Source organism: Microvirga lenta (genome assembly GCF_020532555.1).
Classification (GTDB): domain Bacteria; phylum Pseudomonadota; class Alphaproteobacteria; order Rhizobiales; family Beijerinckiaceae; genus Microvirga; species Microvirga lenta.
In genome coordinates this window covers 93381-119642 of record NZ_JAJBBR010000007.1, presented here as the reverse complement: position 1 = coordinate 119642, position 26262 = coordinate 93381, and the positions used below count along the sequence as shown (strand labels likewise).

The following is a 26262-nucleotide window of genomic DNA, read 5'->3' as shown; positions in this document are numbered from 1 at the left end:
ATCGAGCGCGAGGGGAAGGGAGACGCCATGAATACCCGCAAAGCCCTCTATCAATTCGGCTATCGCCGCTGTCCGGACCAGGACCGCCCCTCCCCGGCCCATCACCCTGTCGTCGTGGTCGGGGCCGGGCCCGTCGGTCTGTGCACCGCCATCGATTTGGCGCAGCGCGGCGTGCCCGTGGCGCTGCTCGACGATGCGGACCGGATCGGCGAAGGCTCGCGCGGCATCTGCTATGCCAAGCGAACCCTGGAAATTCTCGACCGCCTCGGGGTCGCGCAGGCCTGCCTCGCCAAGGGAGTGACGTGGAAGGTCGGCAAGGTGTTCCAGCGCCATGACCTGCTCTACGCCTTCGATCTGCTGCCCGAGGACGGGCACAAGATGCCCGCCTTCATCAATCTCCAGCAGTATTATCTCGAGCACGCGCTGGTGGAGCGAGCCGCTGAGCTGCCGAACCTCGAACTGCGCTGGCGCAACAAGGTCAGCGGCCTCACGCGCCGTAACGACGGGGTGACGCTCTCCATCGAAACACCCGAAGGACCGTACGATCTCGACGCGGACTGGGTGGTGGCGGCCGACGGGGCGCGCTCGGGTCTGCGCGGAATACTCGGCCTCGCATTCCAGGGCGAGGTGTTCGAGGACCGTTTCCTCATCGCCGACGTGAAGATGCAGGGCGATTTCCCGACCGAGCGATGGTTCTGGTTCGATCCGCCCTTTCACGAGGGCCGCTCGGCCCTCCTCCACAAGCAGCCGGACGACGTGTGGCGCATCGATCTCCAGCTCGGTCCCGATGCGGATGCCAAAGCCGAGCAGAGCCCGGAGCGCGTCCTGCCGCGGCTGCGGCAGATGCTGGGACATGACGATTTCTCGCTGGAATGGGTTTCGGTCTACACGTTCCAGTGCCGCCGCCTCGAACGCTTCGTGCACGGGCGCGTCGTCTTTGCCGGGGATTCTGCCCACCAGGTATCGCCCTTCGGCGCACGGGGCGCGAATTCCGGCATTCAGGATGCGGAGAACCTCGCCTGGAAACTCGCGCTCGTCCTCAAGGGCGAGGCTCCGGAGCGGCTGATCGACACCTACGATCTCGAACGCTCCGCCGCCGCCGACGAGAATATCGGCCACTCGACCCGCTCGACCGACTTCATCGCGCCCCGCTCCGCTCAGGAGTTGCGCTTCCGCAATGCGGCACTTGCACTGGCGCGCCACACGCCCTTTGCGAAAAGGATGGTGAACTCCGGCAGGCTATCAATGCCATCGACCTACGAGTCTCCGCTCTCGACCCCAGACCAGGACGTCTGGGCCGGATCGGCTCGTCTCGGAGCCCCCCTTCCCGATGCGCCCATGCGGGATCGCCACGGCAGGCAGGTGTGGCTGCTGGAGGCGCTCGGCGACCGAGAAACCGTGCTTCATGTGCCGAACGGCGCTCCGCCGCCGCCGGGCCCTCGCACCCTCGTCGTCGGAGAGGACCTCATCGACGAGAATGGCCTCTTCGCACAGCGCTTCGATTCACGCCCCGGCAGCACCTATCTCGTTCGGCCGGATCAGCACCTGGCCGCACGCTGGCGGCACCCGCATGCCTCGGCAATCGAGAGCGCTTCGCGCCGCCTGCATGGTCGAGAGGAAGGACACGCATGACCGCACTTCTGACCGAGAGCCGCTTCCCCGACCCGGACCGGGCCTACCGGGCTCTCATCGAAGCGCATCGCGGGTTGTCGGACGAAGAGAGCGCAGCCCTCAACAGCCATCTGGTGCTGATCCTCGCCAACCATATCGGCGATCAGGCCGTCCTCCAGGAGGCAATCGCCCTGGCCAAGCAGAGCATGGCGCAGCCGGAGGCGGTGTCCGGCTGAACAGCGCCCTACGCGCTCTATCGTGCTGGAGCCGGATCTCGGCTATTCGATGCCGAGATAGGCGGCCTTGACCTGAGGATCGGCCAGGAGCGCCGAACCTGCACCGCTGTGCGCGACCTTTCCGGTCTCCAGCACGTAGCCGCGGTCGGCGATGCCGAGAGCGGCGCTCGCATTCTGCTCGACGAGCAGCACCGTGATGCCGTCGCGCCTCAGCGACACGATGGCGTCCAGGATCTGGTCGACCAGTAGCGGCGACAGCCCGAGCGAGGGCTCATCGAGAAGCAGAAGCTTCGGGCGCCCCATAAGGGCGCGGCCGATCGCCAGCATCTGCTGCTGGCCGCCGGACAATCCTCCGGCGAGCAGGTGCCTTTTCTCGGCCAGGATGGGGAACATGGCATAGATGCGGTCCCGATCCTGATCGATCTCCTTATCGCGGCGTCGATAGGCGCCGAGCCGCAGGTTGTCTTCGACCGTGAGCGGTCCGAACACCTGCCGCCCCTCGGGAGATTGGGTGATGCCGCGCTCCACCCTCTGGTGCGGAGACAAGCGGTCGATGCGCTCGCCGTTGAAGCGGATCTCGCCGCCGGTAATCGGCTGGACCCCCGAAAGGGACCGCAGCAGCGTCGTCTTCCCTGCGCCGTTGGAGCCGACCAGGGCCACGACCTCACCGGCGCGAACCTCCAGATCGACGCTCTTGAGCACCTCGATCCGCCCATAGGCGCTTCGCAATCCCTTGACCTCAAGCACGGGCAGCCTCCCGTGCTCCGTGATGTCCGAGATAAGCCTCCAGGACCTTCGGATTGTCCCGCACCTCCCGCGGGGTGCCCTCGGCCAACGGGCGACCGCGCTCGAGAACGAGGATCCGGTCCGAGATCTTCATGACGAGCTTCATGTCGTGCTCGACGAGAACGACCGCGACGCCGCGATCCGCAACCTGACGGATGAGATGGTCGATCTCCTCGGTTTCGACGGCGTTGCATCCCGCCGCCGGCTCGTCGAGCAGGAGCACCTTCGGCTCGGCGGCAAGGGCGCGGGCGATCTCCAGGCGCTTGCAGGCGCCATAGGGGAGCGAGCCCGCAAGCACATCGGCGGAATCCTTCAGGCCTACATAGGCCAGGAGATCGAGCGCCGCGGCTCTGGTTTCCCGGTTCTGGCGCGTCACCGCAGGGGTCCTGAACAGAGCCGGCAGCAGACTGCACTTCTCGCGAAGGTGACGGCCGACCATCACATTCTCACAGGCCGTCATCCGCTGGAAGATCTGGAGATTCTGGAAGGTGCGGGAGAGGCCGCGCGCCGCGAGCTCGTGAGGAGGCAGACCGGTCACGTCCTCGCCGGACAGATGGATCTTGCCGCGACCGGCGGCGTAGACGCCCGAAACGACGTTGAAGAGCGTGGTTTTCCCCGCGCCGTTCGGCCCGATGATCGAGAGGATCTGGCCGGGGCTGACCGAGAAGCTGACCCCGTCGACCGCCTTCACGCCGCCGAACGAGATGCCGACATCCGTTGCCGTCAGGATTGTCATGAGCGCGCCCTCTGGAAAAACAGGGCCGAGAGGCTCGGCACGATGCCGTTGCGCATGAAGATCATCGACACGATGATGATGAGACCGAGCAGGAGATGCTCGTATTCATGGAACACGGTCAGGGCCTGAGGGAGCGTCACCAGGACAGCCGCTCCGACGATGCTGCCGACCACGGAGCCGAGCCCGCCGAGCACCACGATGGTGACGAGTTCCACCGAGTGCAGGAAGCCCGCCTGATCAGGGGTAATGAAGCCGTTCATGAAGGCGAGCGCCGAACCGGCCAGAGAGGCATAGACGGCCGCGATGACGAAGGCCTGCAACTTGAAGCGGGCGATATCGACCCCGACCACCTGCGCCGCGACCTCGCTGTCGTGCAGGGCGCGGAAGGCCCTTCCCGTCGGAGTCTCGTCGAGATTCAGCGCGATCCAGGTTCCGACGAGCAGGAGGCCGCCCGTCACCCAGTACCAGGTGTCGGATCCGCTCACGCGCCAGCCGAACAGGGTCAGTCTCGCAACCGGCATACCGTCGGGGCCGCCGGTCCAGCCGCTCTCCGTCGAGATGACGAGCGCCACGAGCACGCCGAGGCCGAGCGTGGCGATGGCAAGATAATGCCCCTTCAAGCGCAGGATCGGCCGCCCGACCAGATAGGCGAGAACGGCGGAGAGCGCCGCGCCGAGGAGAAGGGCAGCCCATGATGGAATGCCCAGATGCGCCGGCCCGATGCCGACCGCATAGGCCCCGATGCCGAAGAAGGCCGCATGGCCGAGACTCACCTGACCCGCCTGCCCCATCAGAATGTTGAGGCCGATGGCCGCGAGTGCCGATACCCAAACGAGGGAGGCCACGCGGAAATAGTAGCTGGACGGGAAGACCAGCGGGAGAACGGCAATCACCGCCGCCAGGATCGCGAGGGTCAGGAAACGATGGTTTGCAAAAGCACGCATTCTCAGACCCTCTCGACGACACGCCGTCCGAACAGCCCCTGCGGGGCGGCGAACAGCACGATGAGAATGACCAGGAACGCAAAGGCGTCCTTGTAGGTCGAGCTGAGATATCCGGCGCCGAAGGCCTCCAGAAGACCGAGCAGAAGACCGCCGACGACGGCGCCGAGCGGATTGCCCATGCCGCCCAGCATCGCCGCCGCGAAGCCCTTCAATGCGAGGAGCGTCCCGACGTCGTAGCTGGTCAGAGTGATCGGCGTCACGAGGATGCCGGCGACGGCACCAATGGCGGCCGACCCGCCGAAGGCAAGCGCCATGATGGTCGTCGTGTTGATGCCGACAAGGCGCGCGGCCAGCCGGTTCGCGGCAGTCGCCAGCACCGCCTTGCCCAGAACCGTGTGCTCAAGGAAGACGTAGAGGCCCAGAACGACGACGCCTGCCCCGCCCAGAACCCAGAAACTCTGGGGCTGAACGGCCGCGCCCATGATGTCGACCGGCGCATCTCCCGTGAAGGCGGGAAGCTTGTGGAACTGCTTGTCGAAGACGATTTGCGCGACGCCCCGCAGCAGGATCGAGGCTCCGATGGTGATGATGATCAGCGTCACGGCCGAGGCGCCGCGGGCAGGCTCGATGGCGAGGCGATGGAGCAGCAGCCCGACGACGATTGAGACGACGATGGCGAAAAGCGCCGCCAGCGGCAGCGGAACTCCGGCGGCGAACGTGAAGACCGTCACCATGCCGCCGAGCATGACGAATTCGCCCTGGGCGAAGTTCACCACTCCCGATGCGTTGTAGATCAAGGTGAAGCCGAGCGCGACGAGCGCATAGACGGCTCCTACCGTCAGTCCGGAGATGAGGAACTGAAGAAACTCGGCCATTGCGCGGTCTCGCGGCCCCTGGTTGCGAAGCCGGCTGCCGGGAGGCAGCCTGCCATCGTGATGAGACGGGAGCGATGCCTCCGGACCCGTGACGGTCCGGAGGCATCGAGGCGAGGGATCAGCTTCCCGACTGCGCCAGGTTCCAGTCGCCGTTCTTGATCTCGAGCATGCGGAAGGCGGAGAGGTCGAGGCCGAGATGGTCCGTCGGCGACATGGTCACGATACCGCCCGTACCGACGAAGCCCTTGGTCTTCTCGATCTCGTCGCGGATCTTCTGGGGATCCGTGGAGTTCGCGCGCTTCATGGCTTCCACGAGGATGAAGAGGCCGTCATAGGCATGGCCGCCGAAGGTCGAGACCGGCTGCTTGGTGGCGCTCTCGTAAGTCTGCTTGTAGTCCGTGACGACCTTCTTCTGCGGATCGTTCTCCGGCAGCTTGTCGCCGACCAGAAGTGCAGCGGCAGGAAGGCGAACGCCCTCGGCAGCGGGGCCGGCAAGCTCGATGAAGCTCTTCGAGGCGACGCCGTGGCTCTGGTAGAGCGGCGTTCCGGTCATGCCGAGCTGGGCATAGTTGCGGGTCACGATGGCCGGGCCCTGTCCGAAGCCCGGATTCACGACCGCCTGCACGCCCGGCGTGTTCTTGATCTTGGTGAGCTGGGCCGTCATGTCGCTGTCGCGCGGGCCGTAGCTCTCGTCGATGGCGATCTCCATGCCGTAATTGGGCGCGACCTTGATGCACTGCGCCCGCATGGAAGCGCCGAACCCGTCCGTGCCGGAAATCATACCGATCTTGGTGAGGTTGCGCTTCTTCAGATCCTCGAAGATCTTCTCGCAGGCCATCTTGTCGGTGTGGGGGGTCTTGAACACGTATTCGCGCACGGGATCGACGACTTCGATGGCGCCCGCCAGGGAGATGAACGGCACCTCCGCATCCTGGAAGACCGGGATCATCGCCATGGTCGTTCCGGTGGTGGTGCCTCCCACCATCGCAACCACCTCGTCGTCCTCGACGAGGCGCGTCGCGAAGGTGCGCGCCTTGTTGGCGTCGCCGCCATCGTCGTAGACCACGAGCTCGATCTTCTTGCCGTTGATGCCGCCGGCCTCGTTGATCTTGTCCACGTAGAGCCGGAGCGTCTTGTCTTCAGGCTCGCCGAGGAACGAGGCCGGTCCCGTGGCGGAGAGAACGGAGCCGATCTTGATCGTTTCCTGGGCCTGCGCGGCGCCGGCGAAGGAGAAGCCGAGCGCGCTGGCGGCCAGTACGAATTTGAGGGTGGACGGTGACTTCATCTGTTTCCTCCTGATTGAATTGGCGAGTGTTTTTCTTGTTATTGCACAGCGGGCCAGGCCACTGAAGATCTGCCGACCGCTGCGACCTGAGCTTAGGCCCGAGCGCTGATTGACGCTGTTCCTCCCATCAATATAATTGACCGGACGGTTGGTCAATAGTAAAGAGGCACCACGAGCGGCTGCTCGCAATCGAAAATCGGGAGGGCCACGTTGGATAACGATCCGATCCTCACGGACAGGCGAGAGGGATATCGCGTCATCACCCTCAACCGACCTGACCGTCTCAACTCCTTCAACGAGGCCATGCACGCGGCACTGATGACCGCGCTCCTCGATGCGGAGGCGGACAAGGATTGCCGGGCCCTCGTCCTCACCGGCGCCGGACGCGGTTTCTGCGCCGGGCAGGATCTTTCGGATCGGGTCTTCAGCCCCGGCCAGGTGCCGGATCTCTCCTCCACCCTCGAACGGCTCTACAACCCTCTCGTTCGCAAGCTGCGCGATCTGCAGATGCCGGTGGTCTGCGCCGTGAACGGCGTCGCGGCCGGCGCCGGCGCGAACATCGCCTTCGCCTGCGACATCGTTCTGGCAGCACGCTCCGCCAAGTTCATCCAAGCTTTCGCAAAGCTCGGGCTCGTCCCGGACTCGGGCGGCACCTGGTTCCTGCCGCGGCTCATCGGACCGGCGCGCGCACGCGCCCTCGCCCTTCTCGCCGAGCCCGTTCCGGCCGAACAGGCGGAGGCCTGGGGCATGATCTGGAAAGCCGTCGATGACGGCGGCCTAATGGACGAAGCGCACCGCCTTGCCGCCCACTTCGCAACACAGCCGACCGTCGGACTTGGCCTGATCAAGCAGGCACTCGACGCCTCCGAGACGAACGACCTGGACGAACAGCTGGATCTCGAGCGCGACTTCCAAGGACAGGCAGGGCGCACACCGGACTATCTCGAAGGCGTCACCGCCTTCTTTGAGAAGCGACAGCCCAAATTCACCGGGAGAGCGTGATGGACGCGCAACGGACGCTTTCCGGAAACGCCCCGCACGAGCTCGCACAAGCCTGTGCCGACGCCATGTGGGCGGACGACCAGGCGAGCCAGGGCCTCGGCATGGTGGTCGAGCGGGTCGCGCCGGGCGAGGCGGTGGTCTCGATGACGATCCGCCCCGACATGACCAATGGACACGGCATCTGCCACGGAGGCTTCATCTTCACCCTCGCGGATTCGGCCTTCGCCTTCGCCTGCAACACCTACAACCAGCGCACCGTGGCCCAGCACTGCGCCGTCACCTTCCTGCAGCCCGGCCGCCGCGGCGACAAGCTTACGGCACATGCGGTGGAGCGCACCCGCACCGGCCGCTCCGGCATCTATGACGTGACGGTCCGCGACGGCCAGGGCGGGACGGTCGCGGAATTCCGCGGACATTCCCGAACCATCGCCGGCACGCTGCTCGCGACCGATGCCGCCGATAGCCAATAGATAAAAATCGAGAATGGGAGGTTCCCTTGCTTCAGATTCCGCTTCGTAAGCTTTCCGAACTCAAGCCCCAGCCGACCGAACTCGACCGTTTCGAGCTGGGATCGCGCGACGAGCTCGCTGCATGGCAGCGCGAGCGCCTCGCGTGGTCCCTGCGCCATGCCTACGAGAACGTGCCGCACTACAAGGCCAAATTCGATGCGGCAGGCGTTCATCCGGACGATTTCAAGGATCTGAGCGACCTCGCGAAATTCCCGTTCACCACCAAGGCCGACCTGCGGGACAATTACCCGTTCGGCATGTTCGCCGTGCCTCAGAACCAGATCGCCCGCGTCCACGGCTCCTCCGGAACGACCGGCAAGCCGACGGTTGTCGGCTACACCAAGCGCGATATCGACACCTGGGCCGACGTCGTCGCCCGCTCCATCCGCGCGAGCGGCGGACGCCCGGGCATGAAGGTCCACGTCGCCTACGGCTACGGGCTCTTCACCGGCGGCCTGGGTGCGCATTACGGCGCCGAGCGTCTCGGCTGCATGGTCATTCCCATGTCCGGAGGCATGACGGAGCGCCAGGTCCAGCTCATCCAGGATTTTCAGCCCGACGTGATCATGGTCACGCCGTCCTACATGCTGGCCATCCTGGACGAGTTCCGGAAGCAGGGCCTCGACCCGCGCAAATCCTCGCTCAAGATCGGCATTTTCGGTGCGGAGCCCTGGACGAACGCCATGCGGACGGAGATCGAGGAGGCGTTCGACATCCATGCCGTGGACATCTACGGCCTCTCGGAGGTCATGGGGCCGGGCGTTGCCTGCGAGTGCGTCGAGAGCAAGGACGGCCTGCACATCTGGGAGGATCACTTCTATCCCGAGGTGATCGACCCCCACACCGGAGAGGTCCTTCCCGACGGTGAAGAGGGCGAGCTTGTCTTCACCTCCCTCACCAAGGAGGCCATGCCGGTCATCCGCTACCGCACCCGCGATCTGACGCGCCTCATGCCCGGCACCTCGCGAGCCATGCGCCGCATGGAGAAAGTCACGGGCCGCACCGACGATATGATGATCATTCGCGGCGTGAACGTCTTCCCCAGCCAGATCGAGGAAAAGCTCCTGACCATCCCGGCCCTGTCCGGCCATTACCAGATCGTGCTGACCCGCGAGGGACGGATGGACCAGATGGAGATCCGGGCGGAGATCCGTCCCGAGGCGGATTACGAAGAGACCCGCAAGGCTGCTGCGGACCGGCTCGGCCAGGCGATCAAGGACACGATCGGGATTACGGCCCGGATCAATGTGCTGGATCCCGAAGGTATCGAGCGCTCGCTCGGCAAGGCGAGACGTGTTATCGACCGCAGACCGAAAGAATAGAAGATCCACATGGCACGCACACGCGCCAACGATTACGACGACAAGCGCCGGGCGATCCTCGATCGCTCGGCCGAACTCTTTGCCGAGCACGGCTATGACCGCGCGTCGATGAGCAAAATCGCCGAGGCTTGCGGCGTCTCCAAGGCGAACCTTTACCATTACTACAAGGACAAGGAAGAGCTCCTCTTCGACGTCATCCGCTTCCATCTCGAGGAACTGCTCGAGGTGGTCGAGGCGGCCGACCGTCCGGAGCTGGAGGCCGGACCCCGTCTCAAGGAGCTGATCGCTGCGCTGCTGGAGGCCTATCGCGACGCGGATGCGCAGCACAATGTGCAGATCAACGGCCTGCGTCTGCTGCCGACCGAACGCCAGGCGGAGCTGAAGGCCATGGAGCGGGACCTGGTGCGGATCTTTTCCGACGCCGTGGCGGGCGTTGCACCCCAGCTGAAGAGAACCAAGCTCCTCAAGCCGGTGACCATGTCTCTCTTCGGCATGATCAACTGGCACTATCTATGGTTCAAGAACAACGGAGACGTGACCCGCTCCGACTATGCCGAGATCGTCGCGCAGCTGATCGTGGACGGCACCCGCAACCTCCATGTGGAGCAGTTCGGCATGCTTCAGCGCGCCAGTGCGGCCGAGTAACGCTTTCGAAGCGGCGACTGCGTCGGCTCCTATGCCGAAACCCGCTGCCTCGGAGGAGGCGATCCTTCTTCCGGCTCTCGGATCTGCGGCACGTTCAGTTCGAGCCTGCGCAGGATAGGGTGCACGGCCTCCTGCCACCGGGCGAGGAGTTCCTCCCTGCTCTTCTGCCGCAGCCCATATTTCCGGTGCTGGTCGAAGTGATCCGACTGGCTGCGGCCGAACGTGTCGGCCACCCGCGGGTACCAGTAGTTCACCGATGCCTGCGCATCGACCTTGTCGTGCCCCTTGCCGAGGGCAACCTGCAGCCCCTCCTCGCCGAGTTCGGCATGGCGCTTCTCGACCGGGAGTATTTCCGACAGCGTATCGGCCAGCGGCTGATAGGAGCCTCGGGTCAGCTCGTCGATCTGCACGACGGTCGCCTGCCCCATGAGCCAGTTCATCACCACCGCGTCGACCCAACCGTTGATGGGGTAATGGAACACGTTGAGGCGCATGTCCCCATCCATTCGACGGGTGCCGAGATTGACGCTCCGGTCGAGCCGCGAGGACCACGGATGCGCCCCGATATACTGGCTGGTATTGGCGCCGAACTGCTCCATCAACTCCAGAACGCGACGGGCATGATTGAACTTTTCGAAGACGATGCGTGTCGCCGTGATGCGCTCCTTCAGACCGGGAGCCAGGTTGATGCAATCGGCAAAGCCGGATGCGCCGGCCATTTCAGAATCGACGAAGATCGCCATGAGACGCATGAGCTCGCCGCGGTAGCGCGGCGTCACGTTGTCCGGAGCGCTCAGGCGACCGCCGCCGGCGACGAAGCTGACGAGGCTCTCTTCATCGACCATGGGATCCTCCCTCGGTTACTTGTCGAAATCGACAAGAATCCTGTCAGTCACCGGGTAGCTCTGGCAGGTCAGGATGTAGCCGCGGGCGACCTCGTAGTCCTCCAGAGCGAAATTGGCGTCCATATCGACCTCGCCTTCCACGAGCATCGCCCGGCAGGTGGAGCAGACGCCGCCCTTGCAGGCATAGGGAAGCTCCATCCCCTCGCCCGCTGCCGCATCGAGCACCGAGGCCGTGCCTTTCTCGAACGAGAAGGTCCGGGCGCGTCCGTCGATGATGACCGTCGCCTCGCAGAGATTCTTGCGGTCCTCGGTCTGCGCCTCCTCGGGCCTGCGCTGCCGGCGGCTCGGGGTCGAGGTGGCGAAGAGCTCGAATTTGATCTGGCGCTTGTCGAGGCCGTGCTCTTCGAGGCTTTGCGCAACGCCCAGCATCATGTCCTGCGGCCCGCAGATGAAGGCGGTGTCGATGGACGATACATCGATCCAATGGTCGAGAAGCTGGTCGCACTTTTCCTTGTTCAGGCGCCCGTTGAACAGGTCGATATCCTGCTGCTCGCGGCTGAGGATGTGGATGAGGCTGAACCGCTCAAGGTGCTCGTTCTTGAGGTCCTCGAGCTCCTCTCGGAACATGATCGAGCTGGAAGCCCTGTTGCCGTAGAACAGGGTGAACGAGGATTGAGGTTCGGCTTGAAGCGTCGCCTTCACGATGCTGAGCAGCGGCGTGATTCCGCTTCCCGCCGCGAATCCGACGAAGTGCCTCTTCCGCTTTTCGTCGAGGGGAACGAAGAAATTGCCCATCGGGGGCATGGCTTCGATCATCTGGCCGGGGGCCAGGTTTTCGCTGGCCCAGTTCGAGAACAGGCCGCCCGCGATTTTCTTGATGCCCACCCGCAGACGGGTATCCGTCGGCGCGGCGCAGATGGAATAGGACCGACGGACCTCATCTCCGTCGATATTGGTCCTCAGCGTCAGATACTGACCCTGGGAGAAGCGGAACGCCTCCTTGTGCTCCTCCGGCACGTCGAGGGTCAGGATGATGGCATCGCGGGTCTCGCGCCTGATGTCGGAGACGGTGACCGGATAGAACTTCGTCATGGAGCGTCCGCTCGTTTCATATGCACTTGAAATAGTCGAAAGGCTCGAGGCAATCGCGGCACTGATACTGCGCCTTGCACGGCGTGGACCCGAACTCGCTGACGCGGAACGTGTTTTCGGACCGGCAGCGCGGGCAGGCGATCACAAGCGGCGTGCTGCGCAGGAAGCGATCGAAGGGCGAGGGAGTGCGGGCATTCTCCGCAGGAGGCGCAATACCATACGCTTCAAGCCGCCGCCGGCCGCCTTCCGTGATCCAGTCGGTCGTCCAGGGGGGCGAGAGGCGCCGCTCGATCCGAAGTCGCTCGATCCCCCGCGCCCGCAGGGCTGTCTCGATGTCCAAGGCGATGACGCTGGTGGCGGGGCAGCCGGAATAGGTCGGCGTGATCGCCACCACGAGCTCATCGCCGTCCCACTGGACATCCCGGACGATACCGAGATCCATGACCGAGACGGCCGGCACCTCCGGATCCGGAACCTCTTCCAGCCAGCTCTTGATCCGATCGGGGTCCGGCCGCGCCAGGATGCTCGTCATCGCCTCCTCACCACGTGGCGTTGGGATAGGCCCGTTGCAGGAATTGAAGATCGGCCAGGATATAGCCGAGATGCTCCGAGTGGATCCCGCGTTTTCCGCCGCGCTGGGCCCATCCGGGCTGCGGCAGCGTCAGAGTGGCCTCTTCGGCGGTTGCCCGCATCAGGCCGAGCCACGGCTCGCGCAGGGCGCCGAGGTCCGGCCCCACCCCCCTGCGGACCATTTCCTGATCCACCTCGTCGGCTTCGAACAGCTCGCCCGTGAACATCCAGAGATCGTCGAGAGCCGCCTGCATACGCTCATGGCTCTCCTCGGTCCCATCGCCGAGCCGGACGACCCACTCGCGGCTCCGCTCCAGGTGATAGGTGACCTCCTTAAGCCCTTTCGCGGCGATCTCGGCGACGCGGCCGTCAGTGGAATTCATGAGCTCCCGCAGCAGCAGGTAATGCCAGGCATCGAAATAGAACTGCCGCGCCATCGTGACGGCGAAGTCCCCGTTCGGCTGCTCCACCAGCAGGACGTTCCGGAAATCCCGCGCGTCGCGGAGATAGGCAAGGTTGTTGGCGTCCCGCCCCTTTCCTTCGACCTCCCCGGCCAGATTCAGCCAGAGCTGCGTCTGGCCGATCAGATCCAGGGCCACGTTGGACAGAGCCAGATCCTCTTCCAGCGCCGGCGCATGTCCGCACCATTCCGACAGACGGTGGCCCAGGATCAGGGCGTTGTCGCCGAGACGCAGGAGATATTCGAAGAGGGCTTCCTGCTCGGCCATCACATATGCCCCAGCTCTTCCGGAATTTCGTAGAAGGTCGGGTGGCGATAGACCTTGCTGTTGGCAGGCTCGAAGAGCGGCCCCTTCTCGCTCGGCGAACTGGCCGCGATGTCCGATGCGCGAACCACCCAGATGCTGACGCCCTCGTTGCGACGCGTATACACGTCGCGGGCATTCATGATCGCCATCTCGGCGTCGGGAGCATGGAGGCTGCCGACGTGCCGGTGAGCGAGGCCGTGCTGGCTGCGGATGAAAACCTCCCAGAGAGGCCATTCTTTCTTGTCGGTCATGATTTACCTCCCGCTCAGGCAGCCTGAGCCTTGGCGCGCGCCGCTTTCTTGGCCGCATAGGCATCGGCCGCGTCGCGTACCCAGCGCCCCTCCTCATAGGCCTTCACCCGCGTCCGCAGCCGCTGGCGGTTGCAAGGGCCGTTCCCGTTGATCACCTGATAGAACTCGTCCCAGTCGATCTTGCCGAAATCGTAGTGTCCGCGCTCCGCGTTCCACGTGAGATCGGGATCCGGCACGGTGAGGCCGAGATACTCGGCCTGAGGCACCGTCTGGTCGACGAATTTCTGGCGCAGCTCGTCGTTGGAGTTGATCTTGATCTTCCACCGCATCGACTGGGCGCTGTGCACCGAATCCGCATCGGACGGGCCGAACATCATGAGGGACGGCCACCACCAGCGATTCAGCGCATCCTGAGCCATCTGCTTCTGCTCGGGCGTTCCGCTCGCGAGCTTCATCATGATGTCGTAGCCCTGCCGCTGATGAAAGCTCTCTTCCTTGCAGATCCGGATCATGGCGCGGGAATAGGGACCGTAGGAGCACCGCTGCAGCGGCACCTGATTCATGATCGCGGCGCCGTCGACCAGCCAGCCGATGGCCCCGATATCGGCCCAAGTCAGCGTCGGGTAGTTGAAGATGCTCGAATACTTGGCCTTCCCGCTGTTGAGCTGCTCCATCAGCTCATCACGGGTCACGCCGAGGGTCTCGGCGGCGCAATAGAGATAGAGGCCGTGCCCTGCCTCGTCCTGCACCTTGGCGAGCAGGATCGCCTTCCGCTCCAGGGTGGGCGCGCGCGTGATCCAGTTGCCCTCCGGCTGCATGCCGATGATCTCGGAATGGGCATGCTGGGAAATCTGCCGGACCAGGGTCTTGCGATAGGCTTCAGGCATCCATTCCTTGGGCTCGATCTTGATATCCGCGTCGACACGCTCCTGGAAGGCGCGCTCCTCCGGAGACATCTCCTCCTTGGACTGGATGTGATCGACGCCCGTTTTCACCATCTGTGCATACATGGCGTTTCTCCCTGCCTTCGTTGCCTTGTCGCCACCTCACTTCGCACCCCACGACCCCGTTGAAGATCACCGGGTCCCGGGCAGCATCGAGCGGGTGCCCGCAAGGGCTGAAATACAACGCGGTTTCGGTCGTCAGCGCCCACATTGAACAGCAAACCGAGCTTGAGCACCTTACGAACCCTCTCAATATGTCACAAAAAATACGATATGCAAGAGATTTGTGTAACGGATTAGCCGAGAAGTCCCGCATCGGCAATCGCCGGGAAGGCTGCGAAGCGCTGGCGAAAACCTCCGTCAGCCTCCGGAAGTGCTCCTTCGTCGTACTGGGCATGGGCGTCGATCCAGCGCTCCGCAGCAGGAAGCAACGTCTTGTAGATCGTCCCGCAGAGCGCCCGGGCCGCGGTTCCGGCCCAGGGTTCCGGCAGAAGCGGCGGCGGCAGCAGCGGGTCCTTCAGAACGGCCCGGCGGTAGTCGTGGATCAGGAGGATCCGCACCAGCAACGCATCAAGATCGGTGAAAGGGGCCCCGCTTTGGAGAGCCTTGAGCGTTCCCGAATAGGTGTTGGTGAAGCGCGTATAACGGCTTTCGATCTCCTCCAGCGGCCATGCCCGCTCCACCAGCCGCCGGGCGGTCGGCAGGTCGGCCGGTGTCGCGGCCAGGCGCAGGAACGCCCCCTCACCGCCAGTGGCCGCCGCTGCCGCTATGAACAGATCGGGTCCAAGGGCTCCATATCCCGCCTCCGACAGCTTGGCCCTGGCAGTCTGCCGATCCTGCGCGTTCTCGAGCAGAACGAGGTCGAAGCCCCCCCGCCAATCCTGCGGCGGATCGGCATAGATCCTCTGCGTCGCCTGGGCGAAGGCCCCCCGCCCCTGGCTGGTGAGCTGGTAATAGCTGTTGCGCCCGACCTTCCACCGCTCGAACCAGCCGTCCGAGACGAGGCGGGACAAGGCCGTCCGTACGAGCGTGTCGCTGATGCGGAACGCCCTCATGATTTCATGGAGCGAGGTCAGGGACAGAACCCCACCGCGGGGAACGACCGCATCCCCGAAGACCGTCACGATCAGTGAACCGGCCCTGATCGGCGTCCTCTCGTGAAACCGATCCAGAAGGGCCTCAACGAACGCTGCCATGCGGTCTACTCCAGTTCCTTTGCAGGTTCGGGCGGCATGCGCCCTTTCGCATATTGCACAGCTAACCTATTCCTCTTCCGCGCTTCTCTGTCGAGCCGTGCACGGCCGGAGCCGCGCTTCCAATATTCCTTGACTAACCGGTCGGTCGGTTAATAATACGGAAAACAGCGCAGCCGTCACATGGGCGCGGGAACACCAATTCAGGGTATCGATATGAGACTTGAGAGCTTCGTTCGCGGAAGTTGGACCGCTCCCGGTCAGGAACTGGCCGAAGTTCGCAGCGCCGTCACGAGCGACGTCGTCGCGCAGGTCGTCAGCGGCGGCCTGGATATGGGCGAGGTCCTCGCCTATGCCCGGCAGGTCGGCGGCCCCAATCTGCGGCGGCTAACGTTCCATCAGAGAGCCGAGCTTCTGAAGCGTCTCGCGATCTATCTGACCGAGCGCAAGGAGCAACTCTACAAGATTTCCTACCAAACCGGCACCACGCGATCCGACAACTTCATCGACGTGGACGGCGGCATCGGCACTCTCTTCGTCTATGCCTCCAAGGGCCGGCGGGAGTTGCCCAACTCCACCTTCCTTCTTGATGGCTCTGTCGAGCCCCTCTCCAAGGCGGGAAGCTTCGTCGGCCAGCACGTTCTGACGTCGCTGAACGGAGTCGCGGTTCATATCAACGCCTATAACTTTCCGTGCTGGGGCATGCTGGAAAAGCTCGCCCCGGCCCTGCTCGCCGGCGTGCCCGTAGTCACGAAGCCGGCGACGATCACCTCCTACGTAGCGCACGCTCTCGTCCGCATGATTGCGGAGTCCGGGATTCTGCCCGAGGGCGCCCTTCAATGCGTCATCGGATCCACCGGCGACCTCTTCGATCACCTGACCTGTCAGGATGTGGTCTCGTTCACCGGGTCGGCCGACACGGCCCAGAAGCTCCAGCGGCACCCGGTCATCGCGCGCGAGGCCGTTCGCTTCATCGCCGAGCGCGACTCGCTCAATGCCGCCATCCTTGCTCCCGACGCAGGCCCCGGAACGCCGGAATTCGACCTCTTCGTCAAGGAGGTGGCGAAGGAGATGACCGTCAAGGCGGGCCAGAAGTGTACGGCCATCCGCCGTGCCATCGCTCCGAACGCACATGTACCGGCTGTCATCGACGCCTTGCGCGAGCGTCTGTCGAAGGTTCAGATCGGCAATCCGGAACTCGAGAACGTTCGCATGGGCCCCGTGGTCGGTCTGGGACAGCGGCGTGATGTGCTGGCCCAAGTGGAGAAACTCCGCGCCGAGGCCGACATCGTGGTGGGGGACCTGGAGAACTTCAATGTCGAGGGAGCGGACCGCGAGCGCGGCGCCTTCATGCCTCCCCTCGTCCTGCACTGCCCGGATCCGATCCGCGCCACCAACGTTCATCGGGTCGAGGCCTTCGGCCCGGTCTGCACCGTCATGGGCTATGACGGGCTCGACGAAGCCGTCACCCTGGCAAACCGCGGCGACGGCAGTCTCGTGGCATCGCTCTACACCTATGACCCCGGCGCGGCGGCGGATCTCGTCTTCGGCGTCGGCGCCTTCCACGGGCGCCTGGTCCTGATCGACCGCGACTGCGCCAAGGAGCAGACGGGCCACGGCTCACCGATGCCGCACATGGTCCACGGCGGTCCGGGCCGGGCCGGCGGCGGCGAGGAACTGGGCGGCATGCGCGGCGTGCATCACTATATGCAGCGTACGGCCCTTCAAGGCTCGCCGGGCATGCTCTCCAAAGTGACGCAGAGCTGGATCAAGGGCGCGCCGGCAATCGAGAAGGACCGGCATCCCTTCCGCTACCACTTCGAAGATCTCGAAATCGGGCAGACCTTCGTCTCAAAGCTGCGGACGATCACCCTCGAGGATATCGAACACTTTGCAGAATTCACAGGCGATACCTTCTATGCTCATATGAGCGAGGAAGCCACGAAGGACCACCCGTTCTTCCCGGGCCGCGTGGCCCACGGCTATCTGCTGCTGTCGTTCGCGGCCGGTCTCTTCGTCGATCCTGATCCGGGGCCGGTTCTCGCCAATTACGGGCTGGACTCGCTGCGCTTCATCAAGCCCGTGCAGCCGGGGGAGGCCATCAAGGTGCGTCTTACGGCGAAGGCGAAGTCGCCGCGCAACGAGCAATATGGCGAGGTGCGGTGGGACGTGGAGATCACGACCGACAAGGACGAGACAGTCGCGAATTATGAGCTCCTCACGATGAATGCGGTGCGCCCATGACGACAATCTCAGCCCCCTCGCCTGCTCAAGCCGACGGGACTGCAAGCGAACCCGTTCGGCTCTTCCGGACGGGACCTGTCGCCGTGATCGAGATCGACAATCCGCCCGTGAACGCGACGTCGCAGGCCGTTCGGGCGGGCCTGCTCGAAGCAATCCGGGAGGTCGATCTCGACCCGGAGATCGAAGCTGCCGTGATTGCCTGCGCGGGCCGCACCTTCGTGGCCGGCGCGGATATCCGGGAATTCGGACAGCCCCCGCGCGAGCCGCACCTGCCTGACGTGATCAACGCGATCGAGGACTGCTCCAAGCCTGTCGTCGCAGCCCTTCACGGCACGGCTCTCGGTGGAGGATGCGAGATCGCCCTCGCCTGCCATGGGCGCGTGGTCGATGCCAAAGCGTCCTTCGGCTTGCCCGAGGTGAAGCTCGGCCTGGTCCCTGGTGCCGGCGGCACGCAGCGGCTCCCCCGGCTGATCGGAACGGAAGCCGCCATCGACCTCGTCTCGAGCGGCCGGAACGTGAAGGCTGCGGAGGCCTTGCATCTCGGTTTGGCCGACCGGATCTCGACCGGAGATCTTCGCGCCGACGCGATGGATCTCGCCCGGGAATTGATCGGCAAGCCGCTCCGGCGAACGGGAGGCGTGCCCGCGACCCGAATGGGCGCAGAGGCCGCAGCCGCGAAACTCGGCGAGATCCGCCGGAAAGCGAGAGGCGCAGAAGCGCCCGTGAGGGCGGCCGAACTTGCCCTGCTGGCCGCCGACGTTCCGCTGAACGAAGGGATGGCGCGCGAACGCGAAACATTCCTGGAGCTCCGCTCCTCCGAGCAGTCTGCCGCCCTGCGGCATGCCTTCTTCGCCGAGCGCGAGGTCACGCGGGTGCCGGGTCTCGACAATGTCGAACCTCGCCCGGTTCAAAAGGTCGGGGTCATCGGGGCCGGAACAATGGGTTCCGGAATTGCCGTTGCCTTCGCGGATGCGGGTTTCGACATCAAGGTGGTCGAGACGAGCGAAGAAGCCCTAGCGGCAGGTCGCGCCAGGGTTGCCGACATTTACGACAAGCAGGTTGCGAGCGGTCGCCTCACGGACGCCACCCGCAACGAACGTCTGGCCTCGATCAGCTATGATGTCGGCCTCGCGACCCTCTCGGACCGTGACTTGGTGATCGAGGCCGTTTTCGAGGACATGGAGGTCAAGCGCACCCTCTTCCGCGATCTCGACGGGATCCTCCCGCCCGGGACGGTGCTGGCGACGAATACCAGTTATCTCGACGTCGGTGCCATCGCCGACGCCACGACACGGCCGGCGGACGTGGTGGGACTGCACTTCTTCAGTCCTGCGAATATCATGAAGCTCCTCGAGATCGTGAAGACCGATACGACGGCGCCCGACGTGGTGGCGACGGGCCTCGCCGTCGCGAAGCGTTTGCGGAAAGTGCCCGTGGTCTGCCGCGTCTGCGACGGCTTCGTGGGCAACCGCATCCTATCCCGCTATCGCCAGCAGGCGGAGTATCTGATCGAGGAAGGCGCCCTGCCGCATGAGGTCGACGCGGCAATGGAAGCGTTCGGCTTCCCGATGGGACCGTTCGCGGTGTCCGATCTGGCAGGTCTCGACATTTCCTGGGCAAGACGCAAACGCCTCGCGCCCACGCGCGACCCGCGCGAGCGCTACGTGGATGTCGCCGACCGTCTCTGCGAGGCGGGCCGCTTCGGCCGCAAGACCGGTGCAGGCTGGTATCGCTACGAAGGCGGAAAGCGGATCCCCGATCCGTTCGTGACGGAGTTGGTCGAAGACGCGTCGCGGCGCCGCGGGCTGACCCGTCGCCCGATCTCTGCCGACGAGATTCAGGCGCGCATCCGGGCCGCCATCGTCAACGAAGCCAGCAAGATTCTCGACGAGCACATCGTCGAGCGCCCGCTCGATGTGGATGTGGTGATGATGCACGGCTACGGATACCCTGCCTGGCGCGGCGGACCTCTGTTCGAGGCCGATCGCGTCGGTCTGCAGGCTATTCTCGACAAGGTTACCGAACGGGCCGCTCAGGACGGTCCGGGATGGGAGCCTGCTGCCGGCCTCGTTAGCCGCGCCTCCTCGGGCGCACGCTTCTATTCCTAATACGGAAAACCTCAACGAAGGAGCTAGGACCATGGCCGATGCCTATCTTGTCGACGGCGTGCGGACGCCGATCGGCCGCTATGGCGGCAGCCTTGCCTCAGTGCGGCCGGACGACATGGGAGCGCATGTCATCCGCGAACTGCTGAAGAGGCAGTCATCCGTCGCGTCCGACGCCATCGACGAGGTGATCTTCGGCTGTGCGAACCAGGCCGGAGAGGACAACCGGAACGTCGCGCGCATGTGCGCGCTGCTCGCCGGCCTGCCGACCAGCGTGCCTGGCACGACGATCAACCGCCTGTGCGGCTCCGGCCTCGACGCCATAGGAGCCGCCGCGCGTGCGATCAAGGCGGGCGAGATAGACCTCGCCATCGCGGGCGGGACGGAATCCATGACCCGGGCGCCGCTGGTGATGGGCAAAGCGACGGAGGCCTTCCAACGCTCGGCCGAGATCCACGACACCACCATCGGCTGGCGCTTCGTCAATCCCGTGCTGAAGGCGCAGTACGGCATCGATTCCATGCCTGAAACGGCCGAGAACGTCGCCGAGGATTTCCAGATCAAGCGTGAGGATCAGGACCGTTTCGCGCTCCGCAGCCAGGCACGGGCCGCCGCCGCACAGCGGAGCGGGCGACTGGCCGAGGAAATCGCACCGGTGTCGATTCCACAAAAGAAGGGCGATCCCGTCATTGTGGAGAAGGACGAGCACCCCCGCGAGACAAGCCTCGAAAAGCTCGCTGCGCTCTCGACTCCGTTTCGCAAGGACGGATCGGTCACTGCGGGCAACGCATCAGGCGTCAACGACGGAGCGGCGGCGGTTCTGGTCGCCTCCGAGGCGGCGGTCGAGCGCTTCGGCCTCCGTCCGCTGGCTCGGATCACCGGCCTCGGAACGGCTGGCGTCGAGCCCCGCATCATGGGCATCGGCCCCGTTCCGGCAACCCGCAAGCTCCTGGAGCGCCAGGGGCTGAAGGTCTCGGATTTCGACTTGATCGAGCTGAACGAGGCTTTCGCGGCACAAGCTCTGGCCTGCCTGCGCCAATTGGGCCTTCCGGACGATCCGGAGCACGTCAATCCCAACGGCGGCGCCATTGCGCTGGGCCATCCGCTCGGCATGTCCGGGGCACGTCTGGCTCTTACGGCGGCCATCGAGATGAGACACCGCAATGCCAGGCGCGCCCTGGCCACGATGTGCATCGGTGTCGGCCAAGGCATCGCCCTGACCTTGGAAGCGGTTTAGGTTCGGGGTTTATGAACATGGCAGCCGGAACGGGCGAGCCCCGCCGGCGGCCGATCACAACCATGCCACCGGGTGGGGAAGCGAATGATCCTGGTTACGGTGATGTATCCCAATGATGCGGAGGCCGCCTTCGACAGGGATTACTACCTTCAAAAGCATATCCCGCTCGTGAAGGAGCGCTGGACCGAGCTCGGACTGACCGATGTCCAGATCCTGAGCGGCGTCGGACAACCGAACGGCAATCCGCCGATGTACCGGATGATCGCATTGCTGACATTCGGCTCTCTGCAGCAGTTCAAGGACGCGGGCAAAGCTCACGGACGGGAGATCTTCGCCGACATCGCGAACTTCACCAATGTCCAGCCGATCATGCAGATCAACGAGATTGCCGGCTAGCCGAAGCGATCGGGCATCTCTTCGAAAAAGCTCTGACGATGCTATCGTCGGGGACATCAAAGGATGTCGATTGAATGAGGCGCGAAGCCTTGGCGGATAAATCACAAAGGGGGGCAACGATGACCAAATTCGACCGCGCGGCGGCGGAGCAGATGCTGACCAGCGTTTTTGCCCGCTGGATTCAAGATCTCGATCTGAGCATCGAAAGCCTGGAATCCGACGGCGCCGTTCTCCGCATGCCGTTTTCCGATAAGCTCTGTCGCGACAACGGGGTGGTCTGCGGACAGGCACTCATGAGCGTGGCGGACACCGCGATGGTCTTTGCCGTGTCCTCCGCAGCCAGGGCCTACAGGCCCATGACGACGGTCGACCAGACGATGCATTTCCTTCGCCCCGCTGCGAATGCGGACGTGCTTGCGGAGGCGCGGGTCATCCGCCTCGGACGCACAATGGCCTTCGGCAGCGTCACGCTCAGGACGGATGGGGATGGCCGCCCTGTCGCCATGGCGCAACTTGCTTATGCGCTGCTTCCCGACGGCAAGTAGCGAAGGCTCCGGCCGCTCTTCAGAACGGCAGCGCCACGCTGGTCTTGATCTCCTTCAGGATTACGTTGGTGCGCACGTAGCGGATACCGGGCAGCCGGAACATGAACTCGTCGAGGAATTCGTTGTAGGCCTTCATGTCCCGCACGACCACGCGTAGGTGGTAATCGGCGTCTCCGGTCGTCGCGAAGCATTCCAGAACCTCGGCGCGCGCCGTCACGCGCGAAACGAACTCGTCCACGAACTTCGCATCGTGCCGTTCCAGGGAAACGTGCAGGATTGCCGAGGTGGCGAACCCCGCCTTCTCGCGGTCCACCAGAGCCGAGTAGCCAACGATCACCCGGGAATCCTCCAGAGCCCGCACACGCCGCCAGCAAGCCGAAGTGGACATGCCGACGTCTTCCGCCAGTTGCTGGTTCGTCGTCCGCCCCTCCTTCTGCAGCTGCGCAAGGATGTGCTCGTCCTGCTTTTCGATCATGAAATCCTCTGATTCTGGAATTTTCTACCATCTATAGCAGCGCACGGCATCTTTCTACCAAATCGGCATTCCGGAGCGGAAAGAATAGGAAACACCTACCAGGCGTTCAGAGTTATCCTTGTCGAGCTCAACGCTCGCTCATAGTTCCGGGGTAGGTCGATGGATACAGGTCAGTTGCTCGATGCCTATCAACTCACCGACCGCTACGCCCGCCAGAAGGGCCGGGTCTTCCTGACCGGGACCCAGGCTATCGTTCGGATCCTCCTCGATCAGGCCAGGCGGGACAGGGCGGCAGGCCTCGACACCGCAGGCTTCGTGTCCGGCTACAGGGGCTCGCCGCTCGGCGGCCTCGACCTCGAACTCTGGCGCGTCAAGGAGCAGCTGGAAGCGAGCAGGATCGAGTTCCTTCCAGCCGTCAACGAGGATCTCGCCGCGACGGCCGTACTCGGCTCCCAGCAGGTGGAGACCGACCCAAACCGGCAGGTCCAAGGTGTCTTCGGCCTCTGGTACGGCAAGGGCCCCGGCGTCGACCGCTCGGGCGATGCGCTGAAGCATGGCAATGCCTATGGATCGTCGCCGCACGGCGGCGTGCTGGTCGTAGCAGGAGACGACCACGGATGCGTGTCCTCATCGATGCCGCATCAATCCGACGTCGCTTTCATGAGCTGGTTCATGCCGACGCTGCATCCTGCAAGCGTCAGCGAGTATCTGGAATTCGGCGAGTACGGCTATGCGTTAAGCCGTTTCTCCGGCATGTGGGTCGGCTTCAAGGCGGTTTCGGAAATTGTGGAATCCGGCACCTCGGTCGAACTGCGCCCTCCCCGGACATTTCTCCAGCCGGACTTCACGCCCCCGCCCGGCGGCCTGCACTATCGTTGGCCGGATCTGCCCGGACCCCAGATCGAGGAGCGGATGGAGGCCAAGAAGCACGCGGTCTATGCCTTCGCCAAGGCCAATCCGATCGACCGTCGCATCTACGACATCCCCTGGGCGACATACGGCATCGTCACCTCGGGCAAGGCCCACCTCGATCTGATGGAGGCGCTCCGGCTGATCGGGCTCGACGAAGGAGCCTGCCGGCAGCACGGGATCGATATCTACAAGGTCGGAATGGTGTGGCCGCTCCCGCTGCACGATGCGATGGAATTCGTGAAGGGCAAGCGCGAGATCCTCGTCATCGAGGAAAAGCGCGGGATCATCGAAAGCCAGTTCAAGGAGTATTTCTACGACTATCCGGGCTCCAAGCCCGAGCGCATGGTCGGCAAGCACGACGAGACCGGCGCGCGCCTGATCCCGTGGACGGGCGAGCTGTCTCCGCGCTTCCTAGCCGGCGTCCTGGCCAAGCGGCTGGATCCCATCTTTCCCGACCTCAACCTTGCAGACCGCGCTGCAGCGCTCATACCGGATTCCGAACGGGTGATCTCCGTGCAGGGCGCGACCCGCACCCCTTATTTCTGCTCCGGCTGCCCCCACAACACATCCACGAAGGTGCCGGAAGGATCGAAGGCGCTCGCAGGAATCGGCTGTCACTTCATGGCGAGTTGGATGGATCGGGACACCTCGTCGCTGATCCAGATGGGCGGAGAAGGCGTGAACTGGGCCGCGTCCTCCAGGTTCACAGGGAAAGGTCACATTTTCCAGAACCTCGGCGAAGGGACCTACTATCACTCCGGCTCCATGGCGATCCGGCAAGCCATCGCAGCGCGCGCCAACATCACCTACAAGATCCTGTTCAACGATGCCGTCGCCATGACCGGCGGCCAACCGGTCGACGGCCCGGTCAGCGTCTATGCCATCGCCCACAGCGTGCGCGCCGAGGGCGTCTCCCGCATCGCGCTGGTGTCGGACGATCCGTCCAAATTCGTGCCTGCGGATTTGCCCGGCGGGGTCACCATCCATTCCAGGGACGATCTCGATTCCGTGCAGAAGGAGTTGCGGGAGATTCCGGGCGTCACGGTGCTGATCTATGAGCAGACCTGCGCCACCGAAAAGCGCCGCCGTCGCAAGCGGGGTCAAATGGAGGATCCCGCCCGTTTCGCCTATATCAACGATCTGGTCTGCGAAGGCTGCGGCGATTGCTCCGTCGCCTCGAACTGCCTCAGCGTCGAGCCGAAGGAAACGCCGTTCGGCCGCAAGCGCAAGATCAACCTCTCGACCTGTAACAAGGACTTCTCGTGCCTCGGCGGCTTCTGTCCGAGCTTCGTCACAGTGGAGGGAGCCAAGCGCCGCGCCAGAACCACGAGCGGGATAGACGCCGGCGCACGCGCCATGAACCTTTCGGCCCCTGCCCTGCCGTCTCTCGAGAAGCCCTTCGATCTGCTGGTCACAGGTGTAGGCGGAACCGGCGTCGTCACTGTCGGGGCGCTCATCAGCATGGCTGCGCATCTTGAGGGCAGAGGAGTTTCGGTTCTCGACTTTACCGGCTTCGCCCAGAAATTCGGGCCGGTTCTCAGCTACATCCGCATTGCCGCACGTCCCGACGAGCTTCATCAGGTTCGTATCGACCAGGGGGCGGCGGATGCTCTGATCGGTTGCGATCTCGTCGTCAGTTCTTCGCCCAAGGCTTCCGGAACCTATCGTCCTGGAACGCGCGCCGTCGTCAATACGGCCGAGATGCCGACAGGCGATGTCGTGCGCTTCCGAGATGCCGACCTCGCGAGCAAGACACGCCTGCGGTCGATGGAGCGGGTACTGGGTTCCGGCAACCTTGCGGCAATCAATGCCAATGCCCTGGCCGAAACGCTGCTCGGCGACACGGTCTACGCCAATGTCATGATGCTGGGCTTCGCGTGGCAGCAGGGCCTCGTTCCCGTTTCCCTCGAGGCGCTCTCGCGGGCTATCGAGCTCAATGGGGTCTCGGTCAAGAAAAACCGGGAAGCGTTCGCCTGGGGCCGTCTCTTCAGCGCCGATCCGGAGTTCGTGCGGCACGCGGCCGGCGACAGGCCGGAAGAACCGGAGACCTTGGACCAAGTGATCGCACGAAGGATCGACTTCCTGACTGCATATCAGGATGCGGCCTATGCTGCACGCTACGCGGACACCGTCGCCAGAGTTCGCGCGGCCGAGGCCGCCCTCGGATCGGAGGCATTGACCGACGCGGTCGCACGCTCCCTGTTCAAGCTGATGTCCTACAAGGACGAGTATGAAGTCGCGCGCCTTCATATGGAAACCGGCTTTCTTGACGAGTTGCAGCGGGAGTTCGACGGAAACTACAAGGTGAAGTACCACCTGGCGCCGCCGCTCCTGCCCACGAAGCGCGACGCGCGCGGGCGACCGCGAAAGCACGCTTTCGGGCCATGGGTTCAAACGCCGATGAAAGTCCTGGCGCGCCTGAAGGTCCTGCGAAACACACCGTTCGATATCTTCGGATACACGGCCGAGCGACGGACGGAGCGGGCGCTGATCGCATGGTACGAGAAGCAGATCGACATGTTCCTCGACAGGTTGAGCGCAGATCGCCTTCCCGATCTCGTGGCGATTGCCAGGGCTCCCATGGAGATCCGGGGTTATGGGCCGGTCAAGGAAGCCGCGATACAGAAGGTCAAGTCAGACGTCGAACAGCGCGTAAAGCGCCTCGCCACGGAGGCGGTCGTTCTCGACACCCGGCAGCCGGAAGCGCTTCGAGCATAGGAAAGCCGGGGTGGCTT

Annotated in this window: 25 protein-coding genes; 12 read left to right on the top strand and 13 right to left on the bottom strand. The window is 64.3% G+C overall.

The features are described from left to right. The first annotated feature begins 27 nt into the window (after nucleotides 1-27). Both LGR44_RS12005 and LGR44_RS12000 read left to right on the top strand, forming a co-directional pair. Complete coding sequence (locus LGR44_RS12005; protein ID WP_226740743.1) at nucleotides 28-1632, top strand: FAD-dependent oxidoreductase; 1605 nt, start codon at nucleotides 28-30, stop codon at nucleotides 1630-1632. Beyond that, complete coding sequence (locus LGR44_RS12000; protein WP_226740740.1) at nucleotides 1629-1847, top strand: DUF2783 domain-containing protein; 219 nt, start codon at nucleotides 1629-1631, stop codon at nucleotides 1845-1847. Before LGR44_RS12005 ends, LGR44_RS12000 begins: the two co-directional genes overlap by 4 nt. Nucleotides 1848-1889: 42 nt before the next feature. Here the strand turns inward: LGR44_RS12000 and LGR44_RS11995 are convergent, their stop codons facing one another. The 5 genes from LGR44_RS11995 to LGR44_RS11975 form a co-directional block, all read right to left on the bottom strand. Then, nucleotides 1890-2594 carry an ABC transporter ATP-binding protein gene (locus LGR44_RS11995; RefSeq protein WP_226740738.1) on the bottom strand — a complete coding sequence of 235 codons (705 nt, stop codon included), beginning with the start codon at nucleotides 2592-2594 and terminating at the stop codon, nucleotides 1890-1892. Then, nucleotides 2587-3369 carry an ABC transporter ATP-binding protein gene (locus tag LGR44_RS11990; protein WP_226740734.1) on the bottom strand — a complete coding sequence of 261 codons (783 nt, stop codon included), beginning with the start codon at nucleotides 3367-3369 and terminating at the stop codon, nucleotides 2587-2589. The genes LGR44_RS11995 and LGR44_RS11990 overlap by 8 nt, the downstream gene beginning before the upstream one ends. Then, nucleotides 3366-4313, bottom strand: a complete 948-nt coding sequence (locus LGR44_RS11985) for a branched-chain amino acid ABC transporter permease (RefSeq protein WP_226740731.1) — start codon at nucleotides 4311-4313, stop codon at nucleotides 3366-3368. The genes LGR44_RS11990 and LGR44_RS11985 overlap by 4 nt, the downstream gene beginning before the upstream one ends. Nucleotides 4314-4315: 2 nt before the next feature. Next, nucleotides 4316-5188 (bottom strand): branched-chain amino acid ABC transporter permease, encoded by an 873-nt coding sequence (locus LGR44_RS11980; protein ID WP_226740728.1) that lies wholly within the window; start codon nucleotides 5186-5188, stop codon nucleotides 4316-4318. A gap of 118 nt (nucleotides 5189-5306) precedes the next feature. Further along, nucleotides 5307-6473, bottom strand: a complete 1167-nt coding sequence (locus LGR44_RS11975; protein ID WP_226740724.1) for an ABC transporter substrate-binding protein — start codon at nucleotides 6471-6473, stop codon at nucleotides 5307-5309. A gap of 210 nt (nucleotides 6474-6683) precedes the next feature. Here LGR44_RS11975 and paaG point away from each other — a divergent pair, with 210 nt between their 5' ends. From paaG to LGR44_RS11955, 4 genes are read left to right on the top strand one after another with little or no spacing between them, the layout of a single operon-like run. Beyond that, on the top strand, nucleotides 6684-7475 hold the full coding sequence (gene paaG / locus LGR44_RS11970) for a 2-(1,2-epoxy-1,2-dihydrophenyl)acetyl-CoA isomerase PaaG (RefSeq protein WP_226740721.1): 792 nt from the start codon (nucleotides 6684-6686) through the stop codon (nucleotides 7473-7475). Then, nucleotides 7475-7945 carry a hydroxyphenylacetyl-CoA thioesterase PaaI gene (gene paaI / locus LGR44_RS11965; protein WP_226740719.1) on the top strand — a complete coding sequence of 157 codons (471 nt, stop codon included), beginning with the start codon at nucleotides 7475-7477 and terminating at the stop codon, nucleotides 7943-7945. Before paaG ends, paaI begins: the two co-directional genes overlap by 1 nt. A gap of 26 nt (nucleotides 7946-7971) precedes the next feature. Then, nucleotides 7972-9306 carry a phenylacetate--CoA ligase PaaK gene (gene paaK / locus LGR44_RS11960; protein ID WP_226740717.1) on the top strand — a complete coding sequence of 445 codons (1335 nt, stop codon included), beginning with the start codon at nucleotides 7972-7974 and terminating at the stop codon, nucleotides 9304-9306. A 9-nt stretch (nucleotides 9307-9315) separates the two neighbouring features. Then, nucleotides 9316-9951, top strand: a complete 636-nt coding sequence (locus tag LGR44_RS11955) for a TetR/AcrR family transcriptional regulator (protein ID WP_226740714.1) — start codon at nucleotides 9316-9318, stop codon at nucleotides 9949-9951. A gap of 29 nt (nucleotides 9952-9980) precedes the next feature. On the opposite strand, the gene LGR44_RS11950 is transcribed toward LGR44_RS11955, so the two are convergent. From LGR44_RS11950 to LGR44_RS11920, 7 genes are all read right to left on the bottom strand, one after another. Beyond that, nucleotides 9981-10796, bottom strand: coding sequence for a Phenylacetic acid catabolic protein (locus LGR44_RS11950; protein WP_226740712.1), 816 nt, complete (start codon nucleotides 10794-10796; stop codon nucleotides 9981-9983). A 15-nt stretch (nucleotides 10797-10811) separates the two neighbouring features. Then, nucleotides 10812-11888 carry a 1,2-phenylacetyl-CoA epoxidase subunit PaaE gene (paaE, locus tag LGR44_RS11945; protein WP_226740708.1) on the bottom strand — a complete coding sequence of 359 codons (1077 nt, stop codon included), beginning with the start codon at nucleotides 11886-11888 and terminating at the stop codon, nucleotides 10812-10814. A gap of 16 nt (nucleotides 11889-11904) precedes the next feature. Next, the gene (gene paaD / locus LGR44_RS11940; protein ID WP_226740704.1) at nucleotides 11905-12420 is read right to left on the bottom strand and encodes a 1,2-phenylacetyl-CoA epoxidase subunit PaaD; all 516 of its coding nucleotides are present in this window, start codon (nucleotides 12418-12420) and stop codon (nucleotides 11905-11907) included. Nucleotides 12421-12427: 7 nt separating this feature from the next. After that, the gene (paaC, locus tag LGR44_RS11935; RefSeq protein WP_226740701.1) at nucleotides 12428-13186 is read right to left on the bottom strand and encodes a 1,2-phenylacetyl-CoA epoxidase subunit PaaC; all 759 of its coding nucleotides are present in this window, start codon (nucleotides 13184-13186) and stop codon (nucleotides 12428-12430) included. After that, entirely contained in the window at nucleotides 13186-13476 is a 291-nt protein-coding gene (gene paaB, locus LGR44_RS11930; RefSeq protein WP_226740698.1) for a 1,2-phenylacetyl-CoA epoxidase subunit PaaB, read from the bottom strand. The genes paaC and paaB overlap by 1 nt, the downstream gene beginning before the upstream one ends. Nucleotides 13477-13490: 14 nt before the next feature. Next, nucleotides 13491-14486, bottom strand: coding sequence for a 1,2-phenylacetyl-CoA epoxidase subunit PaaA (gene paaA, locus LGR44_RS11925; protein ID WP_226740695.1), 996 nt, complete (start codon nucleotides 14484-14486; stop codon nucleotides 13491-13493). Nucleotides 14487-14716: 230 nt separating this feature from the next. Beyond that, nucleotides 14717-15616: a PaaX family transcriptional regulator C-terminal domain-containing protein gene (locus tag LGR44_RS11920; RefSeq protein WP_226740692.1), complete on the bottom strand. Its 900-nt coding sequence runs from the start codon at nucleotides 15614-15616 to the stop codon at nucleotides 14717-14719. A 213-nt stretch (nucleotides 15617-15829) separates the two neighbouring features. On the opposite strand from LGR44_RS11920, the gene paaZ reads away from it, so the two are divergent. The 5 genes from paaZ (at nucleotide 15830) to LGR44_RS11895 (ending at nucleotide 22140) form a co-directional block, all read left to right on the top strand. Continuing rightward, nucleotides 15830-17857, top strand: coding sequence for a phenylacetic acid degradation bifunctional protein PaaZ (gene paaZ / locus LGR44_RS11915; protein ID WP_226740690.1), 2028 nt, complete (start codon nucleotides 15830-15832; stop codon nucleotides 17855-17857). Continuing rightward, complete coding sequence (locus tag LGR44_RS11910; RefSeq protein WP_226740688.1) at nucleotides 17854-19965, top strand: 3-hydroxyacyl-CoA dehydrogenase NAD-binding domain-containing protein; 2112 nt, start codon at nucleotides 17854-17856, stop codon at nucleotides 19963-19965. The genes paaZ and LGR44_RS11910 overlap by 4 nt, the downstream gene beginning before the upstream one ends. A gap of 31 nt (nucleotides 19966-19996) precedes the next feature. Further along, complete coding sequence (gene pcaF / locus LGR44_RS11905) at nucleotides 19997-21199, top strand: 3-oxoadipyl-CoA thiolase (protein WP_226740686.1); 1203 nt, start codon at nucleotides 19997-19999, stop codon at nucleotides 21197-21199. Between the two features lie 84 nt (nucleotides 21200-21283). Next, complete coding sequence (locus LGR44_RS11900) at nucleotides 21284-21595, top strand: EthD family reductase (RefSeq protein WP_226740684.1); 312 nt, start codon at nucleotides 21284-21286, stop codon at nucleotides 21593-21595. 119 nt (nucleotides 21596-21714) lie between these two features. After that, nucleotides 21715-22140, top strand: a complete 426-nt coding sequence (locus LGR44_RS11895; protein WP_226740682.1) for a PaaI family thioesterase — start codon at nucleotides 21715-21717, stop codon at nucleotides 22138-22140. Between the two features lie 19 nt (nucleotides 22141-22159). Here the strand turns inward: LGR44_RS11895 and LGR44_RS11890 are convergent, their stop codons facing one another. Beyond that, nucleotides 22160-22615: an Lrp/AsnC family transcriptional regulator gene (locus tag LGR44_RS11890; protein ID WP_226740681.1), complete on the bottom strand. Its 456-nt coding sequence runs from the start codon at nucleotides 22613-22615 to the stop codon at nucleotides 22160-22162. Nucleotides 22616-22774: 159 nt separating this feature from the next. Here LGR44_RS11890 and LGR44_RS11885 point away from each other — a divergent pair, with 159 nt between their 5' ends. Beyond that, nucleotides 22775-26245, top strand: a complete 3471-nt coding sequence (locus tag LGR44_RS11885; protein ID WP_226740679.1) for an indolepyruvate ferredoxin oxidoreductase family protein — start codon at nucleotides 22775-22777, stop codon at nucleotides 26243-26245. The last annotated feature ends 17 nt before the right edge of the window (nucleotides 26246-26262 follow it).

Bases quoted from the DNA above. Each gene is read 5' to 3' on its own strand.
- LGR44_RS11985 (WP_226740731.1), bottom strand. From the start codon at position 4,313: ATGCGTGCTTTTGCAAACCATCGTTTCCTGACCCTCGCGATCCTGGCG.
- LGR44_RS11910 (WP_226740688.1), top strand. From the start codon at position 17,854: ATGACGACAATCTCAGCCCCCTCGCCTGCTCAAGCCGACGGGACTGCA.
- paaC (WP_226740701.1), bottom strand. From the start codon at position 13,186: ATGGCCGAGCAGGAAGCCCTCTTCGAATATCTCCTGCGTCTCGGCGAC.
- LGR44_RS12000 (WP_226740740.1), top strand. From the start codon at position 1,629: ATGACCGCACTTCTGACCGAGAGCCGCTTCCCCGACCCGGACCGGGCC.
- LGR44_RS11885 (WP_226740679.1), top strand. From the start codon at position 22,775: ATGGATACAGGTCAGTTGCTCGATGCCTATCAACTCACCGACCGCTAC.
- LGR44_RS11990 (WP_226740734.1), bottom strand. From the start codon at position 3,369: ATGACAATCCTGACGGCAACGGATGTCGGCATCTCGTTCGGCGGCGTG.
- LGR44_RS11890 (WP_226740681.1), bottom strand. From the start codon at position 22,615: ATGATCGAAAAGCAGGACGAGCACATCCTTGCGCAGCTGCAGAAGGAG.
- LGR44_RS12005 (WP_226740743.1), top strand. From the start codon at position 28: ATGAATACCCGCAAAGCCCTCTATCAATTCGGCTATCGCCGCTGTCCG.
- paaE (WP_226740708.1), bottom strand. From the start codon at position 11,888: ATGACGAAGTTCTATCCGGTCACCGTCTCCGACATCAGGCGCGAGACC.
- paaI (WP_226740719.1), top strand. From the start codon at position 7,475: ATGGACGCGCAACGGACGCTTTCCGGAAACGCCCCGCACGAGCTCGCA.
- paaB (WP_226740698.1), bottom strand. From the start codon at position 13,476: ATGACCGACAAGAAAGAATGGCCTCTCTGGGAGGTTTTCATCCGCAGC.
- LGR44_RS11950 (WP_226740712.1), bottom strand. From the start codon at position 10,796: ATGGTCGATGAAGAGAGCCTCGTCAGCTTCGTCGCCGGCGGCGGTCGC.
- LGR44_RS11920 (WP_226740692.1), bottom strand. From the start codon at position 15,616: ATGGCAGCGTTCGTTGAGGCCCTTCTGGATCGGTTTCACGAGAGGACG.
- paaD (WP_226740704.1), bottom strand. From the start codon at position 12,420: ATGACGAGCATCCTGGCGCGGCCGGACCCCGATCGGATCAAGAGCTGG.
- LGR44_RS11895 (WP_226740682.1), top strand. From the start codon at position 21,715: ATGACCAAATTCGACCGCGCGGCGGCGGAGCAGATGCTGACCAGCGTT.
- LGR44_RS11980 (WP_226740728.1), bottom strand. From the start codon at position 5,188: ATGGCCGAGTTTCTTCAGTTCCTCATCTCCGGACTGACGGTAGGAGCC.
- pcaF (WP_226740686.1), top strand. From the start codon at position 19,997: ATGGCCGATGCCTATCTTGTCGACGGCGTGCGGACGCCGATCGGCCGC.
- LGR44_RS11955 (WP_226740714.1), top strand. From the start codon at position 9,316: ATGGCACGCACACGCGCCAACGATTACGACGACAAGCGCCGGGCGATC.
- LGR44_RS11900 (WP_226740684.1), top strand. From the start codon at position 21,284: ATGATCCTGGTTACGGTGATGTATCCCAATGATGCGGAGGCCGCCTTC.
- LGR44_RS11975 (WP_226740724.1), bottom strand. From the start codon at position 6,473: ATGAAGTCACCGTCCACCCTCAAATTCGTACTGGCCGCCAGCGCGCTC.
- paaA (WP_226740695.1), bottom strand. From the start codon at position 14,486: ATGTATGCACAGATGGTGAAAACGGGCGTCGATCACATCCAGTCCAAG.
- paaZ (WP_226740690.1), top strand. From the start codon at position 15,830: ATGAGACTTGAGAGCTTCGTTCGCGGAAGTTGGACCGCTCCCGGTCAG.